The sequence below is a fragment of the Lelliottia jeotgali genome (assembly GCF_977070485.1).
The window spans coordinates 351,774-373,803 of sequence record NZ_CDRVFO010000002.1; the positions used below are offsets into that span (position 1 = coordinate 351,774).

Annotated in this window: 26 protein-coding genes; 12 read left to right on the forward strand and 14 right to left on the reverse strand. The window is 62.8% G+C overall.

Annotation, left to right across the window (positions count from 1 at the left end; genetic code table 11):
* Positions 1-28: 28 nt before the first annotated feature.
* Both ACW4TB_RS04090 and ACW4TB_RS04095 read right to left on the reverse strand, forming a co-directional pair.
* Positions 29-679, reverse strand: a complete 651-nt coding sequence (locus ACW4TB_RS04090) for a TIGR04211 family SH3 domain-containing protein (protein ID WP_042111414.1) — start codon at positions 677-679, stop codon at positions 29-31.
* Between the two features lie 257 nt (positions 680-936).
* Complete coding sequence (locus ACW4TB_RS04095; protein WP_254467735.1) at positions 937-2,154, reverse strand: hypothetical protein; 1,218 nt, start codon at positions 2,152-2,154, stop codon at positions 937-939.
* 241 nt (positions 2,155-2,395) lie between these two features.
* Between ACW4TB_RS04095 and ACW4TB_RS04100 the strand changes: the two genes are divergently transcribed.
* Complete coding sequence (locus ACW4TB_RS04100) at positions 2,396-2,875, forward strand: VOC family protein (protein ID WP_042111416.1); 480 nt, start codon at positions 2,396-2,398, stop codon at positions 2,873-2,875.
* 29 nt (positions 2,876-2,904) lie between these two features.
* Here ACW4TB_RS04100 and ACW4TB_RS04105 read toward each other — a convergent pair whose 3' ends face one another.
* Positions 2,905-3,969: an AbrB family transcriptional regulator gene (locus ACW4TB_RS04105; protein ID WP_012314232.1), complete on the reverse strand. Its 1,065-nt coding sequence runs from the start codon at positions 3,967-3,969 to the stop codon at positions 2,905-2,907.
* 122 nt (positions 3,970-4,091) lie between these two features.
* On the opposite strand from ACW4TB_RS04105, the gene ACW4TB_RS04110 reads away from it, so the two are divergent.
* Positions 4,092-4,994, forward strand: a complete 903-nt coding sequence (locus tag ACW4TB_RS04110; protein ID WP_254467736.1) for a LysR family transcriptional regulator — start codon at positions 4,092-4,094, stop codon at positions 4,992-4,994.
* A 57-nt stretch (positions 4,995-5,051) separates the two neighbouring features.
* Here the strand turns inward: ACW4TB_RS04110 and ACW4TB_RS04115 are convergent, their stop codons facing one another.
* Entirely contained in the window at positions 5,052-6,257 is a 1,206-nt protein-coding gene (locus tag ACW4TB_RS04115) for an NAD(P)/FAD-dependent oxidoreductase (RefSeq protein WP_254467737.1), read from the reverse strand.
* An 82-nt stretch (positions 6,258-6,339) separates the two neighbouring features.
* Positions 6,340-7,395, reverse strand: coding sequence for a GlxA family transcriptional regulator (locus ACW4TB_RS04120; RefSeq protein WP_279933080.1), 1,056 nt, complete (start codon positions 7,393-7,395; stop codon positions 6,340-6,342).
* Positions 7,396-7,638: 243 nt separating this feature from the next.
* Between ACW4TB_RS04120 and ACW4TB_RS04125 the strand changes: the two genes are divergently transcribed.
* The 4 genes from ACW4TB_RS04125 to ACW4TB_RS04140 all read left to right on the forward strand — a co-directional run bounded on the left by ACW4TB_RS04125 (position 7,639) and on the right by ACW4TB_RS04140 (position 9,715).
* A complete protein-coding gene (locus ACW4TB_RS04125) occupies positions 7,639-8,526 on the forward strand; it encodes an O-acetylserine/cysteine exporter (RefSeq protein ID WP_012314236.1) in 888 nt (295 codons plus the stop codon).
* Positions 8,527-8,621: 95 nt separating this feature from the next.
* Positions 8,622-8,942, forward strand: a complete 321-nt coding sequence (locus tag ACW4TB_RS04130; protein WP_279933083.1) for a YbjQ family protein — start codon at positions 8,622-8,624, stop codon at positions 8,940-8,942.
* A 142-nt stretch (positions 8,943-9,084) separates the two neighbouring features.
* Positions 9,085-9,273 carry a hypothetical protein gene (locus tag ACW4TB_RS04135; RefSeq protein ID WP_012314238.1) on the forward strand — a complete coding sequence of 63 codons (189 nt, stop codon included), beginning with the start codon at positions 9,085-9,087 and terminating at the stop codon, positions 9,271-9,273.
* 142 nt (positions 9,274-9,415) lie between these two features.
* Complete coding sequence (locus ACW4TB_RS04140; RefSeq protein WP_012314239.1) at positions 9,416-9,715, forward strand: hypothetical protein; 300 nt, start codon at positions 9,416-9,418, stop codon at positions 9,713-9,715.
* Positions 9,716-9,772: 57 nt separating this feature from the next.
* Here ACW4TB_RS04140 and ACW4TB_RS04145 read toward each other — a convergent pair whose 3' ends face one another.
* Positions 9,773-10,105, reverse strand: coding sequence for a hypothetical protein (locus tag ACW4TB_RS04145; protein ID WP_012314240.1), 333 nt, complete (start codon positions 10,103-10,105; stop codon positions 9,773-9,775).
* A gap of 298 nt (positions 10,106-10,403) precedes the next feature.
* Positions 10,404-11,543, reverse strand: a complete 1,140-nt coding sequence (gene ampC / locus ACW4TB_RS04150) for a class C beta-lactamase (RefSeq protein WP_279933084.1) — start codon at positions 11,541-11,543, stop codon at positions 10,404-10,406.
* A 118-nt stretch (positions 11,544-11,661) separates the two neighbouring features.
* Here ampC and ACW4TB_RS04155 point away from each other — a divergent pair, with 118 nt between their 5' ends.
* Complete coding sequence (locus ACW4TB_RS04155; protein ID WP_254467740.1) at positions 11,662-12,654, forward strand: bile acid:sodium symporter family protein; 993 nt, start codon at positions 11,662-11,664, stop codon at positions 12,652-12,654.
* 56 nt (positions 12,655-12,710) lie between these two features.
* Here ACW4TB_RS04155 and ACW4TB_RS04160 read toward each other — a convergent pair whose 3' ends face one another.
* Together ACW4TB_RS04160 and ACW4TB_RS04165 are read right to left on the reverse strand one after the other, a co-directional pair.
* Positions 12,711-13,304 (reverse strand): eCIS core domain-containing protein, encoded by a 594-nt coding sequence (locus ACW4TB_RS04160; protein ID WP_254467741.1) that lies wholly within the window; start codon positions 13,302-13,304, stop codon positions 12,711-12,713.
* On the reverse strand, positions 13,291-13,854 hold the full coding sequence (locus ACW4TB_RS04165) for a TetR/AcrR family transcriptional regulator (RefSeq protein ID WP_012314244.1): 564 nt from the start codon (positions 13,852-13,854) through the stop codon (positions 13,291-13,293). The genes ACW4TB_RS04160 and ACW4TB_RS04165 overlap by 14 nt, the downstream gene beginning before the upstream one ends.
* 88 nt (positions 13,855-13,942) lie before the next feature.
* On the opposite strand from ACW4TB_RS04165, the gene ACW4TB_RS04170 reads away from it, so the two are divergent.
* Both ACW4TB_RS04170 and ACW4TB_RS04175 read left to right on the forward strand, forming a co-directional pair.
* The gene (locus ACW4TB_RS04170; protein ID WP_254467743.1) at positions 13,943-14,674 is read left to right on the forward strand and encodes an SDR family oxidoreductase; all 732 of its coding nucleotides are present in this window, start codon (positions 13,943-13,945) and stop codon (positions 14,672-14,674) included.
* 27 nt (positions 14,675-14,701) lie between these two features.
* On the forward strand, positions 14,702-15,295 hold the full coding sequence (locus ACW4TB_RS04175) for a 2-hydroxychromene-2-carboxylate isomerase (protein WP_254467744.1): 594 nt from the start codon (positions 14,702-14,704) through the stop codon (positions 15,293-15,295).
* A 57-nt stretch (positions 15,296-15,352) separates the two neighbouring features.
* On the opposite strand, the gene ACW4TB_RS04180 is transcribed toward ACW4TB_RS04175, so the two are convergent.
* The 4 genes from ACW4TB_RS04180 to ACW4TB_RS04195 form a co-directional block, all read right to left on the reverse strand.
* A complete protein-coding gene (locus ACW4TB_RS04180; protein ID WP_012314247.1) occupies positions 15,353-15,898 on the reverse strand; it encodes a cupin domain-containing protein in 546 nt (181 codons plus the stop codon).
* 76 nt (positions 15,899-15,974) lie between these two features.
* Positions 15,975-17,177, reverse strand: coding sequence for an MFS transporter (locus ACW4TB_RS04185; RefSeq protein ID WP_279933097.1), 1,203 nt, complete (start codon positions 17,175-17,177; stop codon positions 15,975-15,977).
* Positions 17,178-17,264: 87 nt separating this feature from the next.
* Entirely contained in the window at positions 17,265-17,798 is a 534-nt protein-coding gene (locus ACW4TB_RS04190; RefSeq protein WP_012314249.1) for a cytochrome b, read from the reverse strand.
* Positions 17,795-18,841: a catalase family peroxidase gene (locus ACW4TB_RS04195; RefSeq protein ID WP_012314250.1), complete on the reverse strand. Its 1,047-nt coding sequence runs from the start codon at positions 18,839-18,841 to the stop codon at positions 17,795-17,797. Before ACW4TB_RS04195 ends, ACW4TB_RS04190 begins: the two co-directional genes overlap by 4 nt.
* A gap of 129 nt (positions 18,842-18,970) precedes the next feature.
* Here ACW4TB_RS04195 and ACW4TB_RS04200 point away from each other — a divergent pair, with 129 nt between their 5' ends.
* Together ACW4TB_RS04200 and ACW4TB_RS04205 are read left to right on the forward strand one after the other, a co-directional pair.
* Positions 18,971-19,492, forward strand: coding sequence for a sigma-70 family RNA polymerase sigma factor (locus ACW4TB_RS04200; RefSeq protein ID WP_012314251.1), 522 nt, complete (start codon positions 18,971-18,973; stop codon positions 19,490-19,492).
* Positions 19,489-20,241 carry an anti-sigma factor family protein gene (locus ACW4TB_RS04205; RefSeq protein ID WP_012314252.1) on the forward strand — a complete coding sequence of 251 codons (753 nt, stop codon included), beginning with the start codon at positions 19,489-19,491 and terminating at the stop codon, positions 20,239-20,241. Before ACW4TB_RS04200 ends, ACW4TB_RS04205 begins: the two co-directional genes overlap by 4 nt.
* A 156-nt stretch (positions 20,242-20,397) precedes the next feature.
* Here ACW4TB_RS04205 and xthA read toward each other — a convergent pair whose 3' ends face one another.
* Positions 20,398-21,210: an exodeoxyribonuclease III gene (xthA, locus tag ACW4TB_RS04210; RefSeq protein WP_012314253.1), complete on the reverse strand. Its 813-nt coding sequence runs from the start codon at positions 21,208-21,210 to the stop codon at positions 20,398-20,400.
* Positions 21,211-21,372: 162 nt separating this feature from the next.
* Here xthA and ACW4TB_RS04215 point away from each other — a divergent pair, with 162 nt between their 5' ends.
* Complete coding sequence (locus tag ACW4TB_RS04215; protein ID WP_012314254.1) at positions 21,373-22,023, forward strand: GNAT family N-acetyltransferase; 651 nt, start codon at positions 21,373-21,375, stop codon at positions 22,021-22,023.
* Positions 22,024-22,030 lie beyond the last annotated feature (7 nt).

The following is a 22,030-nucleotide window of genomic DNA, read 5'->3' on the forward strand; positions in this document are numbered from 1 at the left end:
ATCAGGTTGGTACTGGGCCGGATAAGCCTCAGAACCAGCGGTCGTTCTTCTTGCGACCGCGGGTCAGCGCCGGCAGGATCAGCCCCGCCAGCAGGCCCGCGCCGGCAATGCTGCCGCCGTAGACCATGTAGCGCATCATTACCTGTTTGTTCTCATCGCCCAGGCGCGCCTGAGCATCGCGCAGGTTCGACTGGGCCTGATCAAGCTGTTCGTTCAATGCCTGGTTGCGTGCTTGCAGTTCGTCGACCAGCTTTTTGCGCGAGTCGAGGGTTTCCTGCATGCCCTGTACGCGGTTCTTCCAGCTGTCATCGATGGTTTTCAGCTGCCCGGACAACTGCGCCACTTGCGCGTCAAGTTCAGGCAAGCGCTCCCCTTGGCCGGGGACCGATTGCAGGTCGCTGGAGAGGATCCACACCAGGTCACCGTTCTGCCCGCGCACCTGGCTGTAATTACCCTGGCTGCCGATCAGGGTCAGCTTCTGTCCGGATTTGAGTGTGCCGACGATGCGGTGGCCGTCGGTAGGGCCGCTGCGTACATAGGTGCTCAGGCTGTCGCTGACCCAGCGCGCATCGCTGGCCGGCTCTTGGGCATGCACGGGGGCGGCGAGAGCCACCAGGGCGGCGATCAGGCTGCCGCGCAGGGCAGGGAGGGCGAGGGAGGCTGGGCGGGATTCAGGCATGTTGGGTCTTCGCTGCATCAGGAAAAATAGGCCCGTTGACGTTTGAACGTTAGCTGGCCGGCGAACCGGTCGGTGAATTGACCGTCAGCGAAAGACCTCATTTTTGTATGCAGGTTCACTGCTGGGTGCGGGAATTGTCTGCAGGATGTTGCAAAAGGCGGGCTAGAGCGCTCCGGCGTACAGGCCGCTTTGCGTGTTGGAAGCGGCCCGTACGCGGGATCGTCAAGCGCCTGGAGAGAACCTCGCAGTTACTGCCTTTATGCGCCACGACAGGGAAGCTGCTCGATGTATTCGGCAATCCTGCGCCGCAGGCCGTGATCCTCCTGTTTGAGCAGTACATCGAACAGCGCGTGGCTGTAGCGGCTGCGCGCTGCGTCGCTTGCGTAGCTGCACGGGCTGAACTGCCACTGCTCGCTCACGGCCCGTTCAGCTGCCGCCAGCATGTTGGCGGGAATGGTGCTGCTGGCATGAAGCGGCGTGACATGGCTGCGTGCTACGTAGGCAAGCGCGCCGTGCACCGCGCCGTCGACAAGCGACAAGGCAGACGCTACTGGCAGCATGCCGAGCAGGTGCGCGGCAACCCGCGCGGCCTTTTCCCTGGCTTCGAAGGGCAGGCCATGCGCTGCGCAGCGCGAAGCGATGCACGCACACACCTCTTCAATCGCCAGGGTTGTGATTGCCTCACTGAGCTGTTCGCGCCACTCGGGCCGGGGGCCTGCGCCCAGCAGTTCAAGCAGCGCGCGATGCAGTAGCATCAGGCTTGCACGTTGGTGGCCGTGCAGGCTTACATTGACTACCCAGTACACTTTGTCACGCCATGCCCTGGGCGTTAGGTCATTGCTGAAACATGCCGGCGGAGAATCAGGGTCGACCAGCAGGATCAGGTCCTCTTGCAAAGCCTGCAGCAGACTTGCATCCATGGCCTTGGAAGGGCTGACCCATTGACCACCAGTGGGATGCTCCGCCGGCAGCAGCCGGTCGTGTTGTTTGTCCATCCGCACCTCCAGCAGGGCCAACAGTTGCAGCTTGCGGGTTATCGAAAGGCTGCGCAGGGGGATCGGCTGGCGTCTGGCCAGTGACCAGTGTTCCCTTATGCGTTGGCGCTGTAGCGCTTGCAGCTCCAGCCTGGCCTGCTGACGCGCCGCCAGGCACGGTTGACACACGCAAACACGGTGCCACTGCCGACGCCCGGGGAAGTAATGGCGATGCTCGCAGGTTTTACAGAACGCCATGTTTTCGTGGCAGCTGGCAGCCGTGCGGCTTTTGCGCCGCTCGTACAGGCTGGTTTTGCAGTAGGGGCACCGAAGGGCGGCGCAGGGCAGGGGGGGAAAGGCCTTGATCAGGCTGCTGGGTGCCACGTTGATGGCGTAGCGCTTGAGCAGGTGTGCAATCTTTTCACCGCTGATGTATTCGCTGTACAGCGCCTCGACCTGTTCAGCGGTAAGGTGCTGCAGCTTTGCTTGGAAGTCCGACAAACCTGAATCTCCCTGAAAAGTCCGTAATAGCCCGCTGTGGAGATGATCGTGCTTGCCGGATGGATAAGTGAAGCGTGCAAAGGCTAGATAATTCTCCATTGCGTGTAGGGCTTTTCTGATTTGGCCAGGCATCGGCAATCACTGCGCTTGACGCACTGCGATCAAGCGTGCGCCCTGCCGATCCTCGTGCAGTGCCCAGGGGCTAGACTGAATGTTCCCGGCCTGTCCCTGGAGCTATGCCATGACTGCCAAGAACACGATTTGCCTGTGGTTCGATCACGACGCGCAAGACGCTGCGAACTTCTACGCCAGCACTTTTCCCGACAGCGAGGTGATCGCGGTACACCAGGCACCGAGTGATTACCCCTCGGGCAAGGCGGGTGATGTGATCACGGTCGAATTCACCGTAATGGGCATCCCTTGCGTGGGGCTCAATGGCGGCAAGGCGTTCAGCCACTCAGAGGCATTTTCGTTTCAGGTCAGCACTGAGGACCAGGCCGAGACCGACCGACTGTGGCACGCCATCGTCAGCAATGGTGGACAGGAAAGCGTCTGCGGCTGGTGCAAGGACAAGTGGGGAATATCCTGGCAGATCTGCCCAAGGATCCTGATCGAAGCCATCGGCAACCCGGACCGGGCGGCGGCAAAGCGGGCGTTCGAGGCGATGCTGGACATGGGCAAGATCGATGTGGCCGCAATCGAGGCGGCGTTGCGCGGCTGACCGTCAGCGCAGGGCGCGCATGAGGCAGGTCATGCCTGTGTCAACCGAATGATCTGCCGTGCACAGAAGGCGCCGGTAATAATCACGCCAAACAGGCGCAAGGTCTGCATCGCCAGCACCAGCCCGACATCGGCGTGGGTTTCGACTGCGATAATCGCCATGGCATCCAGCCCGCCGGGGCTGGTGGCCAGGTACATCGACAAAAAGTCGGTGTCCATGGCGATTGCCAGTACCCAGGCACAGGCGGCACACAGGATGATCAAGGCCATGGCGCCGGCGATCATCGTCGGCAAGCGCTTCCAGACATAGCGCACGGTCTGCCGGTCAAAGCGCAGGCCTATGTAGCAACCGATGGCGCCGTAGGCGAAGGCCAGCAGTGGTTCGGGCAGGGTGATCGTCAGCACGCCGCTCAGTTGCAGCGCACCGCCGAGCAAAAGCGGCATCAGCAGGGCGCCGGCCGGCATGCGGCTACCCACCAGCACACCGATCAGCACCACGCCAACGCTGAGCACCGCGTCGAACAGGTGCGGGCTTTGCAGCACCGCCGGTGAACTGGCCGCGGCGCCGTTGCCCTGCGTAGCGCCCAGCAGGTGGCTGACCAGTGCACCGATCATCACCACGCACACCACCCGCACATACTGCATGGTCGCCACCACCCGGGCGTCAGCGCCGTTTTCCTCGGCCATCGATACCATGGCCGAGGCCGCGCCCGGCGCGGTACCCCACGCAGCCGTGCTGCCAGGTATGCCACCGAAGCGCACGGTACCGAGCCCGACCAGGGCGCTCAGGGCAACGGTAATGAAGGTGGCCAGCAGCATCAGGTGCCAGGACTGCGCCATTGAGACCATTACAGCCCAGGTCACCGAGTGCGCAACCAGCAGGCCAACACAGCCTTGGCCGAACCGGAATACCTGGCGGTGCATGCTCAAGCGTGCTCCGGATACGCCAAACGCAATGGCTACCAGCATGGGGCCGAGGAACAAGCCGGCCGGTACAGCCATGGCATGCAGCAGCTGGCCGGAGGCTCCGGCGCAGGTCAGCAGGGCTAGCCACAGGATGGGGGTTCTGGAAGAGCCTGAGAGGGCAGTCTGCACCGGGATACTCCTTGCGTAGCGACAGCGCGGGCTGGCAGCGCCAGCGCAGAAAATTATCGACTGCGTAATCGATCAAGTCTATTTTCTACTTTTGATGAATCCATAACTGAAATTCATGAATCATGGACCTGCGCGATCTCACCTACTTCGAAACCATCGCCGAACTCGGCCATCTGGGCCGAGCCGCAGAAAAGCTCAACCGCAGCCAGCCGGCCCTGACCAAGAGCATTCAACGGCTTGAAGAGTCGCTGGGCGCCCGGTTATTTCAGCGCGACGGCCGCCGCATCAAACTCACGGATGTCGGCCAGCTATTGGTAGCGCGTGGCAGGCAGCTGCAACTGAACATCGCCGAAACCGAGCGAGAGGTACGTGATTTTGCCAATGGGCTGGTGGGTAACATTCGCCTGGGCTGCGCGGCGAGCATGGCCGACCACTTGCTGCCTCACCTGACTGCCGCCTTGCTCGAACGGGCGCCTGAGGTAACCCTGAAGCTGTCCATCGCGCAGGACGATGTACTCAAGGAATCGCTGCGGGCGGGGCGCCTGGATGTGATCATTTCGCCGCAGCTTGCCGATGACCCGCAATTCACCACGCATGCCATCCTTGAGGATGAGGCGATCGTGGTGGCCAGCGCCGAGCATCCGGTGTTCTGCGGGCCCATCGAGCTGAAGGATCTCTGCCAGTACCGGTGGGTGCTGGCAGGGCCGACCGTTACAGCGCGGCGCTGGATCGATAATGTATTCATCAGCCACCAGTTGCCGGCGCCGCAAGTGCAAGTCGAAACCAACGCGATTTCACTGTTGCCACGGCTGATCGCCCGCACGCAACTGCTCAGCTTTGTCGCACGGGAAACGCTGGAGCACGGGTTAGGGATGTCGTGGTTGCGCGAGGTGCCGCTGCAGCAAACCACCATGCGCCGGACAGTCGCGGTGTCGGTGCGCACCGACGCCTACCTGTCGCCGGCGGCCGGAGTGATGGTGGCGCTGCTGAAGGAAAAGGGCCCAAGCTTCTTCGAGCGGGATTGAGTCGCTTGCACGGCACCGGCTTTGCCGGGCTATCAAACGTGGGCCCTGTGTGCGGGGTCAGGCCACTGGAATGGTCGGGTCCGCCGCCGCCAGTGCGGCCTGGCGGTCCTCGGCTGCCGGCGGATAGATCCAGATCGAGTTGATCTGCGACTTCAGCACCTTGGCTTCGGCCTTGTCAGTGGGCGGCGAGACCGTGCGCTCCCAGCCTTCTGTGTACACCGCGCCCCAGGCACCCAGGTCGAGGCAGGTTACGTACTTGGGCTGGCTGTAGGGCATTGGCGCCACCCCAATCAGTTCGGCCACAGCGTTGTTGCCTGCGTAACGCCCGAGCGGGATGGCATGCTGGCAGGACATCACCGCGTAGTTGCCCGCGTCATCGCAGGCTGCGTAGGCCACGTCACCGGCCGCATACACAGCATCGTTGCCCTTGACCTTGAGGTTGCCATCCACATGCAGGCGGCCTTGACGGTCGCGTTCGCCGCTGATCTGTTCGGTCAACGGGTTGGCCTTGAAACCCACGGTCCAGATCACTGTACTGGCCTCGATGCGCTGGCCGTTGTCCAGCAGTACGCCTTCGGGGTCGACCGCAGCCACGGTGGCCGCGCAGATCCATTCGATACCCAGTGACGCGCAGGCCTGTTCGATAGAGGGGCGAATGCCCTCGCCCAGGGCTGCACCGATTTTCACGCCGCGGTCGACCACCACCACGCGCAGCCGTGCCTGCTCGCCGAGGATCTTGCGCAAGCGCGATGGCAATTCGGTCGCGGTCTCGATGCCGGTGAAGCCGCCGCCCGCCACCACCACTGTATTGCGGGCAGGGGTGTCGGGCAGGTTGGCCAAGGACTTGAGGTGGGCCTCAAGGCGTGCGGCACTGTCGATCTTGTCGACATCGAAGACATGTTCGATACCGACCATGTCCGGGCGGTTGAGAACGCTGCCACAGGCCATGATCAGTCGGTCGTAGGGCAGGCTGCACTCGGTGCCGCTTTGGGTGCGGTAGCTCACACGCTTGCCGGCTTCGTCGATGTGGAACGCCGTGCCCTGCACGAAACGCACACTCACCGCCTCGAACAACGCCTGCAACGGTGCAGCCATGGTGTGTACGTCGGGCTCGTAGAACCGTGGGCGCACATGCAATTCGGGCTGAGGCGCGAGCAGCGTCACCTCGATATCCGTACGGCCATGCAGGTCCAGTTGGCGGACAGCGCTCAGGGCGCTCCACAGGCCGGCGAAACCTGCGCCAATGATCAGGATGTTTTTCATCGTTGTGCTCCTGGAAGGTCCGGATAGAACAAGGTAGCCCTTGTATGCGATCAACGATGCTACGGGCGACGAAGCGCGGGCCCTAGGCCAAAGAACCCTGAATTTCGGCCAGCGGCACGCTGCGGGCGAAGCGTGCACGGTAGTCGCGCGGGGTTACAGCCAGGTGGCGCTGGAAGGCCAGGCGCATGCGTTCTTCGCTACCGAAGCCGCACAGACGGGCGACCTGCTCGATGTGGCTGTCGGTGTTTTCCAGCTGGCGCCGGGCCGCTTCCAGGCGGAACACCTCGATCGCCTTGGCCGGTGTGCGGCCGGTCTTCAGTTTGTACACCCGGGTGAAATTGCGCAGGCTCATATGCGCCTGTTCGGCCAGGCGCTCGACGCTCAGGCGTGGGTCGCCCAAGTGCTCATTGAGCCACAGGTGCAGGGCTTCGAACTCCGCGCACTGCTGGCCTTGCAGCTTGAGCAATTCGCTGAACTGCGCCTGGCCGCCCGGGCGCTTGAGAAACACCACCAGTTCGCGCGCCACCTGCATCGCGACGTCGCGGCCGCAGTCCATTTCGACCAGCGCCAGGGCCAGGTCGATCCCTGCACTCACACCCGCCGAGGTCCACACGGTGCCTTGCTGAACGAAGATCGATTCGTGGTCCACCTGCACGGCCGGGAAGTCACGGCGCAACGCCTCGCACATGGCCCAGTGGGTGGCAGCGCGCCGGCCGTCGAGCAGGCCGGCGCTGGCCAGCAGGAAAGTGCCGCTGCAGACAGACGCCGTACGCCTGGCGTGCAGGCTGGCGCGGCGCAGCCAGGCCACCAGTGGGCCGTGCTGGGGAAGGCTACGGATGATGTCCGGCGCGCCGGGTACGATCAGTGTGTCGACGGCCTGGGCCATGGCGTCATCCAGGCGCTCGGTGGCCACCACCAGGCCTTCGGCGGTTGGCTGGAGGCCACCGTCGAGGCTGGCGGTATGTAGGCGGTAGCCGGGCAGACCGCGCTCGGCCATGGCCTTGGTGGCTGCCCAGAACACGGTTTGCGCGCCGCTGAGGTCGAGCAGGCCCATGGCGGGGTAGGCAACGAAAACCACTACCCGAGGCTGGTCGACGGGTAACAGGGGAGGGTCAAGTTGCCCTGCGATATCGGTCATGGTGTGGCCTGATTGAAACGAAAGTGGCGCTTGACCGCTGGGTCACCGAAACGGCCCACAGGGCATGCACTGGTCGCGCTGTGCAACGTTACAGGGAGTTTGAGTCTGGGTGAATGCCCAGGCGCGATCCAGATTATCTGTACTGTTGCGCAAGGCCGAAGCCTAACTGTGCCGGTCCAGCATGCGCAAATGGCTTTATGCTGTAACGAAATATGTCTAGAACGCCTGAAGAAGGAAGCTGCAATGCCGCTCAAGGACCTGCTGATTGCTCTGGTGGTGATCGTCGCCTGGGGAGTCAATTTCGTGGTCATCAAGGTAGGCCTTGATGGCCTGCCTCCGATGTTGTTGGGGGCATTGCGCTTTCTGCTGGTTGCGTTCCCGGCGATCTTGCTGGTCAAGCGGCCGAAACTGCCGTGGCGCTGGCTGATCGCCTATGGCGCCACGATTTCCCTGGGGCAGTTCGCCTTCCTCTTCCAGGCCATGTACAGCGGCATGCCGCCAGGCCTGGCGTCACTGGTGTTGCAATCACAGGCTTTCTTCACCCTCGGGTTTGCCGCGCTTTTTCTCGGGGAGCGCTTGCGCCTGGCGAGCCTGCTGGGTTTGCTGGTGGCAGCCAGCGGGCTGGCGCTGATCGGCAGCGAGGACAGTGGCCACGTGCCGATGGTGGCCCTGCTGCTAACTTTGTGCGCAGGTGCGATGTGGGGCATGGGCAACATCATCACGCGGCGGTTTGGCTCGGTCGACCTGGTTGCCCTGGTGATATGGGGCGGGCTGATCCCGCCGCTGCCATTTTTGGCCCTGTCTTGGTGGCTGGAAGGGCCCGAGCGTATCGGCCATGCGTTGGCCAATATCAGCTGGAGCTCGGTGCTGGCGCTGATCTACCTGGCGTTCGTAGCCACCATGCTCGGCTACAGCTTGTGGAGCACGCTGCTGTCGCGGCACCCGGCGGGTAAGGTCGCGCCGTTCTCGTTGCTGGTGCCGGTGATTGGCTTGAGTTCTTCCGCCTGGTTGCTGGGGGAGCGGCTTACGGCGGTGCAGGGGTGGGGGGCGCTGTTGGTGATGCTAGGGTTGCTGGTCAATGTGTTCGGACCCAAGCTTGGGCAGCGGTTACGGGCTGCGAGCGCTCAATAACGATTGTGTAGAGCCGTTCGGCCCTCTCCCGGGTAAACCCGAAGGGCCGATGCTTTGTTAGACTCGGGCTCTTTTGTCACGCCACCGGAGCCCCCATGATCATATCCACCACCAGCCAGCTCGAAGGCCGGCCGATTGCTGAGTACCTTGGCGTAGTCAGCTCCGAATCGGTGCAAGGCATCAACTTCGTGCGCGATTTCTTTGCACGATTTCGCGACTTTTTCGGCGGCCGCTCCCAGACGCTGGAAGGCGCACTACGCCTCGCCCGCGAGCAGGCGACCGAAGAATTGAAAGCACGGGCATGGCAGTTGCAAGCCGATGCAGTAGTGGGTGTGGATTTCGAAATCAGCATGCCCTCGGTGCAAGGCGGCATGGTTGTAGTGTTCGCCACGGGCACCGCTGTGCGCCTTAAATAAAGGCATTGTGCCATTGGTCGGCTCCGGGTGTTTTGCCCGAGCGGTCCGTAAATGACCGGCTAGTCTCACTTTCACAGGCTGCGTTTTTCCAGGCAAAACCCTTTACTTGCCGGCGCGGTCGCCACTGAAATGGAGACGGGGCATGAGTGAGTCCTTTTTCGAAGACATGAATGATGCGTTCCCCATCAACAGCCAGGTGCGCTGCGGTCAGGCAGCGTTTCGCCTGGGCTTTGCCCACATGACGCTGGATGATTCGGAGCAGCTGCAACCGGCACATCTGCAACGCAGCAAAAAGGGCCGCTTCACGCCGAGGGTTGCGCCGAGAAAGTGACCCCGTTCACATAACCCCGCACCAGTTGCGGGGTTTTTTAGTTCCTTGTTTGATCTTGCTCATGGTAACGCTGGGTTGTGCTCGCCGAATCGATGCAACTGTGGTCTTCTGCCCGGGATCTCAGGAAAGGAGTGATGTTTGCATGCGGGTCAGGGAAGAGACTTACTGGCAGTGGGCCGATGCGCAATTGCACTGCCGCAGCCACGATGAAGCACTGAGCGATGGCACCACCATCGATGTCCAGGTGCGCCTGTCACGGCTGGGCGCCACGCAACTGTTCCTCGGGCTATACGGCCTGGACGGCAAAGCGTTGCTTGAAGAGTACTACCCGGCACGGCCTGGTGAGACCATGACACGAGCCATGGTATGGGGCGTTGAGCGGGCCAGGGCGCTGGCGACCGGCGCATTGGCATTGCCGCAGCGACAGCGTCGCCAGGCATGAAAAAGCCCGGCCTGTTCGGGCCGGGCTCAGGAAGTGGTGTGGCAGCCCAATGAAGGGTCAGTTGAGCGGCTCGATCACCTTGACTGCCTGCCGCTCACGGGCGGCGGGCCATTCTTGTTGCAGGGTCTGCAGCACGCGGCCAACGAACTCGGTGTCGGCGGCGGCCTTCTTGCCGACGTAGCCTTGGCCTCGGCGGTAGACCTTGAAGCGGGCACGCATGCTGGGCAGGTGCTCTTCAAATTCATCTTCGATGGTGTTCGGCGGCAGGCGGTCGAGGCGCACTTCGCCGGTTTGGCTGACCCACAGCAGATGGTCGTCGAGGCTGTCCTTGCGCATGGCAAACAGCTGGGCCAGTTGGTCAATTGTGGGATTGTTGTTCAAGTTCATCATAAAGCCCCCATTACCCGTTTTTGTTGGTGATTTTCACAGTTGGCGCTACAGCATGTAGCGCACTACCAAGGCTGCTACAGCAGCATCGCAACAGGGGCTTTCTCACGCTGCCTTTTGGACAGTTCCCTCTCCACGGACGGCCTGCGTTACCGCGCAGACCATCTGGAACACCCTTGCCACCGCTCCCGATCGGGGAGACAGCTTCATCATGCCCAAGCGCGATGAATGGCGTCAACCGTTTTGTAGTGAATATTTTTTGCCACTACATCTTGTCGGACAATCCTGCTCGGAGTGCCTTTCAGCGGTCGATACTGGAGAGGATCCGGTAGGCTGCACGCACGCGCTCTTCGTTGGGATAATTGCGGTTTGCGAGAAGAACGATGGCCTTGCCTTCGGCAGGAATGAACGCGGCATAGGCACCAAAGCCGCTTGTGGCGCCGGTCTTGTTGTACCAGGCCTGGGGCAGGGCGGGGCGTGTCGGGTTCAGACGCTGGGTGGCTTGAGGTTCGCGAACGATCCGCGAGCTGTTGCCATCGACCAGCGTATCGAGCGCTGCGGGGTAGGGGTAGCGCTCCCATCCCAGACCTTGGATCATTGCGCCGACCTGGAAATAGCCCGCCTGGGTGATGGCGGCCGCCTTTCTCAACGCAGGCGATAGCTCGGCTGGCTGCATGTGCAGGCGCACGTAGCGCAGCAGGTCGCTGGCGCTGGTCTTGATTCCGTAGGCCTCATCGGCATACGGGCCCGGGCTGACGTGCACCGGCCGGTTCTGCGCGTCATACCCTTGGGCATAGAGGCCCTGCGCGCTGGCAGGTACTTGCAGGTAGGTGTGTTTCAGGCCCATTTGCGGCAACAGGCTTTTGGTCATCAGTTCAGCGAATGGCTGCTGCTGCGCGCGTGCCGCCAAGTCGCCGAACAGTCCCAGGCTGGGATTGGAATAGCAGCGCTGGGTGCCGTGTTCGGCACGGGGCTTCCAGGTTCTGAAAAATTCCAGGGCTTGCTCGTCCGTCTGGACAGAGTCAGGGAACTGCAGTGGCAGGCAGTCGGCGCTGTACGCCCCCAGTTCGAGCACACTGGTCTTACCCAACGATGTGCCGGCAAGGGCTGGCTGGTAGCGTTGGGCCGGTGCGTCGAGATCGAGCTTGCCTTCGGCGCTGGCCAGTGCGGCAAGGGTAGCGGTGTAGGTCTTGCTCAATGAGCCGATCTCGAACAGCGTATCGGCGGTGACAGGGCTGTTGTCGGCCTTGCTGGCCACGCCGTAGCTGAAGTAGTGCGCCTTGCCGTTTACGTACAGGCCTACGGCCATGCCGGCGATGTCCTGGTCATGCATCAGTGGGCGGATGATGTCGTCCACCTGCGCCTGCAGTGGATCGGCTGCGTTTGCACTGGTGGCGATCAAGGCCAGTGCGGTAGCGGCGGTGAGGGAAGCGAAGTGCATACAAAGATCCTTTTCAGTTTGTGTCCGTTGAGCGATACCGGTGGGGGTTCCGGCGTTAGCGGGAAAAAGCCCAGAACCATATCGTCTGTTCTTGCACAACGACAAGACGGAAACTGTTATGAAGTATTTGCGCATGCTGTTCGACAACTTCACCTTGGCCCTGCTCGGGGTGGTGCTGATCGCCACTGTGCTGCCCTGCTCGGGCGATGGCGCGGTGTATTTCGGTTGGTTGACCAACCTGGCCATCGGTCTGCTGTTCTTCCTTCACGGTGCCAAACTGTCGCGCGAGGCGATAATCGCCGGTGCCGGGCACTGGCGTCTGCACTTGCTGGTGTTCTCCTGCACCTTCGTGCTGTTCCCGTTGCTCGGCCTGGCTTTCAAGCCACTGTTCGTGCCGCTGGTGGGCAACGAGTTGTATCTGGGCGTCCTCTACCTCTGCGCTTTGCCGGCCACCGTGCAGTCGGCCATTGCCTTCACGTCGCTGGCCCGCGGCAACGTGCCGGCAGCCATCTGCAGTGCAGCGGCCTCCAGCCTGATCGGGATTTTCCTGACGCCGCTGCTGGTGATGTTGCTGTTGGGGGCTGGGGGGGATACCGGTTCGGGGCTGGATGCAGTGTTGAAAATTACCCTGCAGCTGTTGGTGCCCTTCGTCGCCGGGCAGATCGCTCGCCGCTGGATCGGCGCATGGGTCAAGCGCAATGCGCGCTGGCTCAAACTGGTTGATCAGAGTTCGATCCTGCTGGTGGTCTACACCGCGTTCAGCGAGGCGGTAGTGACGGGCTTGTGGCACACGGTATCGGCGCAGCATCTGGCGGGGTTGTTCGCGGTGTGTGGGATTTTGCTGGCGGTGGTGCTGCTCGGTACGCGTCTGCTGGGCAAGGCATTGGGGTTCAGCCTTGAAGACCGCATCACCATCCTGTTTGCAGGCTCCAAGAAGAGCCTGGCTACGGGCGTGCCAATGGCGCAAGTGCTGTTCGTGGGCAGTGGCATCGGGGCCATGATCTTGCCGCTGATGCTGTTCCATCAGATCCAGTTGATGGTGTGTGCGGTGCTGGCGCAGCGGTATGCCAGCCGGGTGGAGGAGGGTGAGGGGGCTACTGCTTCCTCCTGATGGACATCACTTTACCGGCCTGCGCGCGGGTCTGGCCGCGAGCAGGCCGGTAAACACTAACGAGCCTGCCCCGAACTGCGCTGGCGCAAGGCTTTGCCCACCTCGGCCTCGATTTTGTAGGCGGGCTCTTCCAGCGTCTCGTAGTTGCGCGTATAGCGCCGGGCGAATTCCTCTACCCCCAGTTCCTGGTACTGCTGCACATGCTTGAGCTCATGCGCCCACAGTGCCACGTTGTCCTCTGCATCACTGGCATGGCGGAAGATGATCGTGTCGATCAGCGTCACCGCATTCACATCCGGATTCTGCAGCAGGGCATTGGCGGCGCTGATCTGCTGCTCGTCGCCAACCCGAAAGCGCGCTGCATCGAGCACGGCAAAGTCATACCAGCCCTCGAGCTGGGCCCGTATGTGCAAGGGGATCGGTTCACTGCCGTTGGCGGTAGCTTCATCGCGGGCCTGGCGCAAGGCGAAGGCCAGGCTGCTGGAGGCCATGACCTCGACGTCCTTTAGCACCTGGCCGGCCTGGCCAAGGTCGATCGGCGCGCAGAAGCAACCCATCAGGCAGACCTGATACTGCCCCGGTGGGCAGGCCTGCTCGGCAGAGGCCGCAGTGCTCAGCAACATTGCACACAGCAGGCTAGCAGCTCTCATTCAGAGCCCTTTCGACGCTACTTCGATTGGCCTGCAGAAGTTGGGTTTGAACCGACTCGCTGGCCAGCATGCGCCCGACCACCAGCGCCCCGACACACTGGCTGATCAGCACCCAGGCCAAGGCTTCATCCTCCAGCGTCTGGCTCCACGCAGCGTGCAGTTTCACCAGCCAGTGCTCGGCTTCTTCACGCACCGGCGGTTCGGCGCGGGCGATTTCCACCCCCAGTGGCGGCAACGGGCAGCCGCCCTCGGCATTGTGCAGATGCGCCAGGCTCAGGTACTGCTGCAGGCAGCGCGCCAGGCGTTCGCGGCTGGCGCCCTGATTGGCCAGGCGTGCCAGCGGGCTGTTGCAAAGCTCCTGACGGACCACTTCGGTAAACAGGTCGTCCTTGGACGGGAAGTGGTTGTAGAAGGCGCCACCGGTCAGGCCGATGGCTTTCATCAGCCCGGCCACGCCGGTGCTGGCAAAACCGCCGCGCTTGGCCAGTGCGCCGCTGCTGGCTAGCAGTTTGTCACGGGTTTGTTGCTTGTGTTCAGTTGAGTAGCGCACCTGAAAACCTCACGGGCGGGCTTGACGTTGCCGGGGATCGTAACATAGCGTTCGTTTACTAAACGATCGTTCATCAATTGAGGCGCGCATGACAGAACAAAAAAAAGTGGTGCTGGTGATCGGTGCGGGAGATGCCACTGGCGGTGAAATCGCCAAGCGCTTTTCCCGCGAGGGGTACATCGCCTGCGTCACACGGCGTCAGGTCGACAAACTGCAACCCTTGGTGGAAGAGATCCGTGCTGCCGGCGGCCAGGCACACGGTTTCGCCTCCGATGCACGCAAGGAAGATGAAGTCGCCGAGCTTGTCGAAACCATCGAGCGCGATATCGGGCCGATCGAAGCCTTCGTTTTCAATATTGGCGCCAATGTCCCCTGTAGCATCCTTGAGGAAACTCCGCGCAAGTACTTCAAGATCTGGGAAATGGCCTGTTTCGCAGGCTTTCTCACCGCCCAGGCGGTGGCGCGGCGCATGGTCGTGCGTGAGCGCGGCACAATCCTGTTTACCGGTGCCACCGCGGGCACCCGTGGCGCAGCCGGGTTTGCGGCCTTCGCCGGAGCCAAACATGGCCTGCGGGCTTTGGCGCAAAGCATGGCGCGTGAGTTGGGGCCGCGTAATATCCACGTTGCCCATGTGGTGGTGGATGGCGCCATCGACACCGCATTCATCCGTGACAGTTTCCCCGAACGCTACGCCCTCAAGGATCAGGACGGCATTCTGGATCCGGCGCACATTGCCGACAGCTACTGGTTCCTGCACGCACAACCACGCGACGCCTGGACCTTCGAACTCGACCTGCGCCCGTGGATGGAGCGCTGGTAAGCCCTGCCCCCTCAAGGAGTGCGTTGCATGAGCAAGACTGTGGAGTTCTTTTTCGACCTGGGTAGCCCCGCCAGTTATCTGGCCTGGACCCAGCTGCCGGCACTGTGCGTCCGCCATGGCGCAACGTTGCGTTATCGGCCGATGTTGCTTGGCGGTGTGTTTCAGGCCACAGGCAATGCGTCGCCAGTGATGATCCCCGCCAAGGGGCGCTACATGTTCACAGACCTGGGGCGGTTTGCCGCGCGCTATGGCGTGCCGTTCGGGCTGCCGCCTGGCTTTCCCATCAACACCTTGGCCTTGATGCGTGGCCTGGTAGGCACGCAGTTGCGCACGCCGGAACGCTTCGAAGCCTTGTTGGCGGCGCTGTTCAACGGGTTATGGGCACAACGGCGCAATCTTGGTGATGCCGCCGTATTGGAGCAGGTGCTCGCTGAAAACGGTTTTACCGCCGCTGAATTTCAGTTGCTGACTGGCGACGCAGAGGTGAAGGCGGCATTGAAACAGGCCACAGAAGAGGCTGTGGAACGCGGGGTGTTTGGTGCGCCGACCTGTTTTGTCGATGGGCAGATGTACTTTGGTCAGGATCGTCTGGACTTCGTGGCGGATGCACTGAAGCTTTGAGCGCAGCGGGCTGTTCGCGGTGTTGCCCGCGAACAGCCAGGCCCATTGGGCCTTGGATCAGAAGTTGGCCGGCGTGTTGGCGCTGATGATCTCCGCCTCGTCCTGACCAATGTTCTTGAAGCTGTGCGGCAGGGTGGTGGGGATGTAATAACCGTCGCCGGAGTTGAGAACGCTGACCTGGCCATCGACCCACAGTTCCACGGTGCCCCGTGTGACCAGCCCGCATTCCTCGCCCTCGGCGTGCACGATCGGTTCACCCGAATCGGCACCCGGTGCATACAGTTCACGCAGCATGCGCATCTGCCGTGCCTCTACGCTGGCACCGACCAGCAGCATGCGCAGGCCATTGCGGCCCAGGTCGGGCTGCTCGGAGGCGCGGAACACGAAGCGCTCTTCCCGTACCGGCTCGTCGAAGCTGAAGAACTCTGCCAGGGTCATCGGGATGCCTTCGAGCAGTTTTTTCAGGGAGCTTACCGATGGGCTGACGCGGTTTTGCTCGATTTGCGAAATGGTCGAGTTGGTCAGCCCGCTGCGGCGGGCCAGTTCGCGTTGGGAAAGGTTGTTGCGTTCACGCACCAGTTTGAGTCGTGTCCCCGTGTCCATAGCCGCCTTGTAATCAGAGGTGTTTAAAATAATGGGCGCATTAAAACACACTATGCACGCTCGCGCGCTGTGCTTGTCAGGCCCGCGAGCGCGGCATCGGCCATAGCCCGACCAGCAACAACAGCACAGCCACTACCAGAAATGGCAGGCGTGGGTCGAGGGCGTAGATCAGCGTCCCGGCCAGCGGGCCGATCACCGCGCCCATGCCTTGAGCTGCGCCGATGGAGCCAGCGGTGGCGCCCTGTTCTGAAGCGTGCATGGCATTGGCGGCAAGTGCTGAGAACGCCGGGAAGACAAAGCCCATGCCAGCGGCGGCGACAAAATAGCACCCCCACAGCCACGGCGCGCTGGTAGCCAGCGAACCGGCGGCAAAGCCCAGTGCCGAAACGCTGGCGCCAACACGGATCATTTTCAGCGGTGGCCACTCGAGCTGGCGCAGGATGATTTGTGACAGGATGAGTGCCACCCCGACGGTGGTCAGGGCGATGCCGGCAGCCTGGGCGGCCTCTGCCGGCCCCAACTGCAGGCGGTCGAGGGCGAAGAAGCCGACGATGATCTGCGACACCGTCACACTGAGCATCGCGCTGAAGGCCACCAGCAGAGGCCGGCGCAGGCGCGGGTCGCTCAAGTGCACCGGGCTGGGCGCATGGCGATGGGCCAGTGGCTGTGGCTTGAGTTTGAACAGCAGGACCAGAAACGCACTGGCAGGCAGCAGCGACATCACATGGAAGGGTAGGCTCAGGCTGTGCCGTGCCAGCAATGCCGCAAGCGCTGGCCCGAGTACCAGGCCCACAGCATTCGCTGCACCCAGCGATGCCATGGCCCGGGCGCGCTGTTGTGGCCCTATATGGTCGGCGATCAGCGCATTGCAGCCCACCGGGATGGCCGCGTAGAAGGCGCCGATGCAGCCGCGCGCGAGCATCAGGCCGACGAACGCCAAGCTAGCCCCCGGCATCCAGCGCAATGCGCCTTCGACGAACAGGCACAGCAGCCAATACGCCACCGTGAAGCCGGCACTGCCCAGCAGCAGGATGCGCCGGCGGCCCAGGCGGTCGGCTGCGCGCCCCCAGGGGCGGGCCAGCAGCACCCAGACCACACCTGACACAGTCACCGCAGCGCCGGCTTGCCAGGTGGCCATGCCGAGCAGGCGGGCGATTGGCCCGATCAAGGCGACGAACGCCATCATCGACATGGTGCAGGCCATGTTGGCCAGCAGCAACGGGCGCGTGTCCAGTGTACTGGCGGTGGTCAGTGTGGCAGGGTCCTTGGCGACATTCATTGGGCAGTCCAGGGCAGTTGAACAGACGGCGTGCAGATTGATGAGAACATTCATCGTTCGTCGGGCCTGCCCATGCACCGCATGCCGTCAGTCACTGCGGCGCAGCGGCCCTGGCCACATGCTACGCAATACCCCGTCCCGGCGCACCAGTGCATGCATCAGCGCAGCGCCCAGGTGCACCAGCACCGTAGCGAACAACAGGTAGCCGGCCCAGCCGTGCGCCTGGCGCAACATTGCGTAGAGTTGCAGGTCGTGCGGGGCGATCGCGGGCAGTTGCAGCGGGCGAGGATAGCCGCCTGCCGACAGCATGGCCCAGCCCAAGAGCGGCATTGCCAGCATCAAAGCGTAGAGCAACAGGTGCGATGCGCCTGCGGCGAGCCGCTGCAGCGCAGGCAGGTCCTTTGGTAGAGGAGGGTGAGGAAGGCTCAGGCGCAGGCCGATACGCACGATCACCAGAAGCAGCAGCCCAAGGCCCGTAGCCTTGTGCAACTCTACCAGCACCGGGTGGCGCAGCGACAGGTCGCCAACCATGCTCACGCCAATGAACAGCATGGCGATGATCAGAATCGCCATCAGCCAATGCACCAAGCGGGCAAGGGGGTGGAAGGCTTCGGGTTTCATGGGCGGGCTCCTGCGCCGAGGGCTTCGCGGCTGCGGCGGTTGAAGGACTCCGAGTAGGCCGCCGAACGGGCAGCGAGAATCGGGTCATTGGAGGGCTGAATGCCGGTGGGCAGGATCAACGGGTCGAAATTCAGGTCACGGCAAGCGCCTTGCTCCGGGGCATCCACCTGTTCGATGACCAGGGTGCCGGCATCGACGCTGCGCCGCTCGGCGGGCCAGGGCTGCGCCGGGTCGTCCTGCGCATCGCCGGGGTTGGCCAACACAAGCCGCAGGGTCCAGCGCAACGGGCCCTGGGTCAGGCGTTGCTGCAGGTCATGCTGCAGGAACTGCTTGTCGTCGACCTTGCCGGGCAGGGCAGCAAAAGGCGTTTGCGGCTCGAGTTGCCAACGCACTGGGTGCGCAGCGCCACTGGCATCGATCAGACGGAAGGCATTGATGCTGTGGTACTGGGTGTTGGCGAAACTGTCGCTGGGTTTATAGCTTGCGGCCCATTGGCGGAAGGCCGCGCTTTCCGGGTGGGCGGCAAAGAAGGCCTGCTGCTTTGCCGGGTCCGGCTTGCCGGTAGCAGGGTCTGGCGCGTTGGCCAGCACCTGGTCGTAAAACCCTTGTGGTGTGCTGATCGCCAGCACGGGCGGATTGTTCATCCCGGTGCGCCAGACCTGGCCGTCGTCGGTGCTCAGCTCAATTGCCAGGCTGCGCACCGGCACGCCCGTATCGGGGGCGAACGGGTTGGCGCCACCGATGGCGAAACGGCCGATTACCGGTACGCGATCCTGAGTGAACGCACGTGCTGTGGACAGCGTGGCGGCCTGGCCGCTGGGCTGGAAGTAGCCGCTGACGCACAGGCCTTTTGCGTGGTTCTTGCGATAGCCCGGGTAGTGGCCGGCCTGGGCTTCGAAGGTGTCGATGATGCGTTGCGGCGTCAGCTGCGGCCCGCCGATCCAGCCTGCGGCGTAGGCAAAGCCCGCGCCCAAAGCCAGCATCACGGCGCCAATGCCGGCCAGGCGCAGGGCCTTGTCCGGGCCGTGCAAGGGTGAGTTCATGGTGTTCATCCGGTTCAGTGAAGATGCCGGTACGACGGGGCAGGGAAATATTTATTCCATCGGTGGGAATAAATTTTGTGGCGGCGCGTCTGCCCCCTACACTGACAACCCCCGAGCCGGTACCTTGCCATGCACGACCTGGACGAACAGCAGTGGCGCGAGTTGCTGCAGCGCCTGCGCCGCTTTGCCTTGTGGCTGAGCCGCGACCCGGGCAGCGCCGACGACCTGGTGCAGGGCACTGTAGAGCGTGCCCTCAGCCGCAGCAGCCAGCAACGTGATGGTGATGCGCTGCGTGCCTGGTTGTTCACCATTCTTTACCGGCTGTTTCTCGACGGTAAACGCCGTGAGCGCCTGCACAACCGGTGGCTATCGTGGTTCGGCCGCGCCGAGCAGGAGAGCGAAGTACTCGGCGGCAACATCGAAAACATCGTTCTGGCCCAGGCCGACCTGCAAGCCTTTGCCCGGCTATCGACCGAACAGCGTGCCTTGTTGCTGTTGGTGAGTGTCGAAGGGCTGAGCTACAAGGAGGCGGCCCAAGCACTGGGCATTCCGATTGGCACGGTGATGTCGCGCCTGTCACGTGCCCGTGCCGCCTTGCGTGAACTGACTGAGGGCAACCCCCAGCCCCCAGCCTTGCGGAGACTGAAATGACGCGCCTGATACCCAGCGAAGACGAACTGCATGCCTATGTTGACGATCGACTCGAGCCGACGCGACGTGCCGAGGTGCAGGCCTGGCTGACGGCCAACCCTCAGCAAGCTGCGCGTATCGAGGCCTGGCGCAACGATGCTCGACGCTTGCGCACGGCCCTGGCCGGGTTTGGCGATCAACCCAGGGCGGCCCAGTTGGATCTGGGCCAGTTACAGCGTCGTGTGCGTCAACGGCGCCAGCGTCGGCTGGCTTCGGCTGCTGTGCTGCTGCTGGCCCTGGGCGTGGGCGGGGTTGGCGGTTGGCAGGCGCGGCAGGTCACGCTGGCAGGGAGCGAGTTACCCATGGCCGATGCGCTCCAGGCGCATCGCTTGTTCGCCGGCAGTGAGGCGCTGGATATCCAGGCAAGTGACCCGACGCAGCTGCGTCACTGGCTGGGCAGGCATTTCAGCAGGGTGGGGCAATTGCCTGATTTGACCGGTTACGGGTTCCAGCCTGTGGGCGCACGATTGTTGAGCAATGAGCAAGGGCCGGCGGCGTTGCTGGTGTTCCAGGACCGTCAAGGGCAGCGCATCAGCCTGTTCCTGCGCTCACCTGGCGAGCGTTTCGAGCGTATGCCGCAAGGGCAGCGTGTCGATGGCCAGCTGGAGGCGAGGTACTGGTCGCATGGAGCCTACAACTTTGCCCTGGTCAGTGCGGCAGATGATGTGCGCGGGGCGGGTGTGGGGGAGGCCTTGCGTTTAGGCCTTTAGCGCCAGTCAGGCTCTGTCGCAACGTGCCCGCTGTGGGAGCCGGCTTGCCGGCGATCACCGGCAAAGCCGGTGCCATGCACCGCAGCGCCTGCATCGCTGCAAGCAGGTTCACACTACAGGCGTTGGGCTGCCTCACTCGCAAGGCGCCGGAGCCAGTCAGCTCAGTTCCAGCCAGATCGGTGCATGGTCCGAGGGTTTTTCCATCGCGCGCAGTTCATAGTCCACACCCGCCGCCTTGATCCGCGGCACTAGGTGCTGCGAAGCCATGATCAGGTCGATGCGCAGGCCACGTTTGGGTTCGTCCTCGAAGCCGCGGCTGCGGTAATCGAACCAACTGAAACGGTCGGTTACTTCAGGGTGCAGGTGGCGGAAACTGTCCACCAGCCCCCAGCCCTTGAGGCGCTCCATCCACTCGCGCTCCTCGGGGAGGAAGCTGCATTTGCCTGTTTTCAACCAGCGTTTGGCGTTGTCAGGACCGATACCGATGTCGCAGTCCTGGGGCGAGATGTTCATGTCGCCCATCACCAGCACGGGCTGGTCCTGCTTGAACTGCCCCTCCAGCAACGCCTGCAGGTCGCTGTAGAAACGCTGCTTGGCCGGAAACTTGGTGGGATGGTCGCGGCTTTCGCCCTGCGGGAAATAACCGTTCATGATGGTGATCGGCGTGCCATTGGCATCAGCGAACGTGCCCCAGATGAAACGGCGCTGCGCGTCTTCTTCGTCTGTGGCAAAGCCTTTGAACAGGCTCAGCGGCGCCTGGCGCGAGAGCAGGGCGACGCCGTAGTGGCCTTTCTGGCCGTGGTAGTGCACGTGGTAGCCCAGGGCCTGTACGTCGGCCAAGGGGAACTGATCGTCGCTGACCTTGGTTTCCTGCAGGCCGATCACGTCAGGCTGATGCTTTTCGATCAGCGCCGCCAGCTGGTGCGGGCGGGCACGCAGGCCGTTGATGTTGAAACAGACGATCTTCATGGAAAGACAATCCCGGTAAAAGGCCGGATCCTAGCCGACATCGTCCCTGATCACCAGCGTGGCGGCTTTGCGAAGGCGCTGCTAACGTGCACTCAAGGGGGAACGATGCGCCGTGGGGCTCATCCAAGGCACTGTATGCCCATTCCAGGAGGACTGCCCGCAATGCCCGAAGCCACTGCCGCCCAGGCTCGCATCTGCACACTCGATGATGGCTATAGCCGTGAGGCACGCTCACTGCTGTACAACGCCTACCTGAATGAGCCCACCTTTGCCTACATCTTCGAGGCCCAGCGCCCTGGCTATGAACGACGCTTGCGGGTAATGGTGCGCGAGTGGGTACGACAGCATTTCTACCTGCAGTTACCGGCCATTGGCCTGTTGCTGGATGACCGCCTGATAGCATTGGCGCTGATCGTACCTCCGCAGCGCAGGTTAGGCGTGGCCGACAGCTGGGCCTGGCGCCTGCGCATGCTGCTGGGTACCGGGCAACGTTGCACGCGACGCTACATGGATTACCAGGCGGCGCTTGTCGGTTGCCTGCCAACAGAGCAGGTCCACATGTTGCCGCTTCTTGGCGTGCACCCGGCGTTTCGCGGTCAGCACTACGGCGAACAATTGTTACAGGCCGTGCACGACTGGTGCGCAGAAGACCCCAACACCCAAGGCGTGGTGCTGGATTCGGGCAACGAGCATTACCTCCCATTTTATGAGCGGCAGGGGTATGAGGAGATTGGCGAGGTGGCTGTAGGGCCAATCCGGGAAAGGGTGTTTTTTCACCCCTGTCCGGTATCTTCAATTTCCCCGACTGCATGAAAGCCCG

Bases quoted from the DNA above. Each gene is read 5' to 3' on its own strand.
- ACW4TB_RS04090 (WP_042111414.1), bottom strand. From the start codon at position 679: ATGCCTGAATCCCGCCCAGCCTCCCTCGCCCTCCCTGCCCTGCGCGGC.
- ACW4TB_RS04100 (WP_042111416.1), top strand. From the start codon at position 2,396: ATGACTGCCAAGAACACGATTTGCCTGTGGTTCGATCACGACGCGCAA.
- ACW4TB_RS04110 (WP_254467736.1), top strand. From the start codon at position 4,092: ATGGACCTGCGCGATCTCACCTACTTCGAAACCATCGCCGAACTCGGC.
- ACW4TB_RS04115 (WP_254467737.1), bottom strand. From the start codon at position 6,257: ATGAAAAACATCCTGATCATTGGCGCAGGTTTCGCCGGCCTGTGGAGC.
- ACW4TB_RS04120 (WP_279933080.1), bottom strand. From the start codon at position 7,395: ATGACCGATATCGCAGGGCAACTTGACCCTCCCCTGTTACCCGTCGAC.
- ACW4TB_RS04125 (WP_012314236.1), top strand. From the start codon at position 7,639: ATGCCGCTCAAGGACCTGCTGATTGCTCTGGTGGTGATCGTCGCCTGG.
- ACW4TB_RS04130 (WP_279933083.1), top strand. From the start codon at position 8,622: ATGATCATATCCACCACCAGCCAGCTCGAAGGCCGGCCGATTGCTGAG.
- ACW4TB_RS04135 (WP_012314238.1), top strand. From the start codon at position 9,085: ATGAGTGAGTCCTTTTTCGAAGACATGAATGATGCGTTCCCCATCAAC.
- ACW4TB_RS04140 (WP_012314239.1), top strand. From the start codon at position 9,416: ATGCGGGTCAGGGAAGAGACTTACTGGCAGTGGGCCGATGCGCAATTG.
- ACW4TB_RS04145 (WP_012314240.1), bottom strand. From the start codon at position 10,105: ATGATGAACTTGAACAACAATCCCACAATTGACCAACTGGCCCAGCTG.
- ampC (WP_279933084.1), bottom strand. From the start codon at position 11,543: ATGCACTTCGCTTCCCTCACCGCCGCTACCGCACTGGCCTTGATCGCC.
- ACW4TB_RS04155 (WP_254467740.1), top strand. From the start codon at position 11,662: ATGAAGTATTTGCGCATGCTGTTCGACAACTTCACCTTGGCCCTGCTC.
- ACW4TB_RS04160 (WP_254467741.1), bottom strand. From the start codon at position 13,304: ATGAGAGCTGCTAGCCTGCTGTGTGCAATGTTGCTGAGCACTGCGGCC.
- ACW4TB_RS04170 (WP_254467743.1), top strand. From the start codon at position 13,943: ATGACAGAACAAAAAAAAGTGGTGCTGGTGATCGGTGCGGGAGATGCC.
- ACW4TB_RS04175 (WP_254467744.1), top strand. From the start codon at position 14,702: ATGAGCAAGACTGTGGAGTTCTTTTTCGACCTGGGTAGCCCCGCCAGT.
- ACW4TB_RS04180 (WP_012314247.1), bottom strand. From the start codon at position 15,898: ATGGACACGGGGACACGACTCAAACTGGTGCGTGAACGCAACAACCTT.
- ACW4TB_RS04185 (WP_279933097.1), bottom strand. From the start codon at position 17,177: ATGAATGTCGCCAAGGACCCTGCCACACTGACCACCGCCAGTACACTG.
- ACW4TB_RS04190 (WP_012314249.1), bottom strand. From the start codon at position 17,798: ATGAAACCCGAAGCCTTCCACCCCCTTGCCCGCTTGGTGCATTGGCTG.
- ACW4TB_RS04195 (WP_012314250.1), bottom strand. From the start codon at position 18,841: ATGAACTCACCCTTGCACGGCCCGGACAAGGCCCTGCGCCTGGCCGGC.
- ACW4TB_RS04200 (WP_012314251.1), top strand. From the start codon at position 18,971: ATGCACGACCTGGACGAACAGCAGTGGCGCGAGTTGCTGCAGCGCCTG.
- ACW4TB_RS04205 (WP_012314252.1), top strand. From the start codon at position 19,489: ATGACGCGCCTGATACCCAGCGAAGACGAACTGCATGCCTATGTTGAC.
- xthA (WP_012314253.1), bottom strand. From the start codon at position 21,210: ATGAAGATCGTCTGTTTCAACATCAACGGCCTGCGTGCCCGCCCGCAC.
- ACW4TB_RS04215 (WP_012314254.1), top strand. From the start codon at position 21,373: ATGCCCGAAGCCACTGCCGCCCAGGCTCGCATCTGCACACTCGATGAT.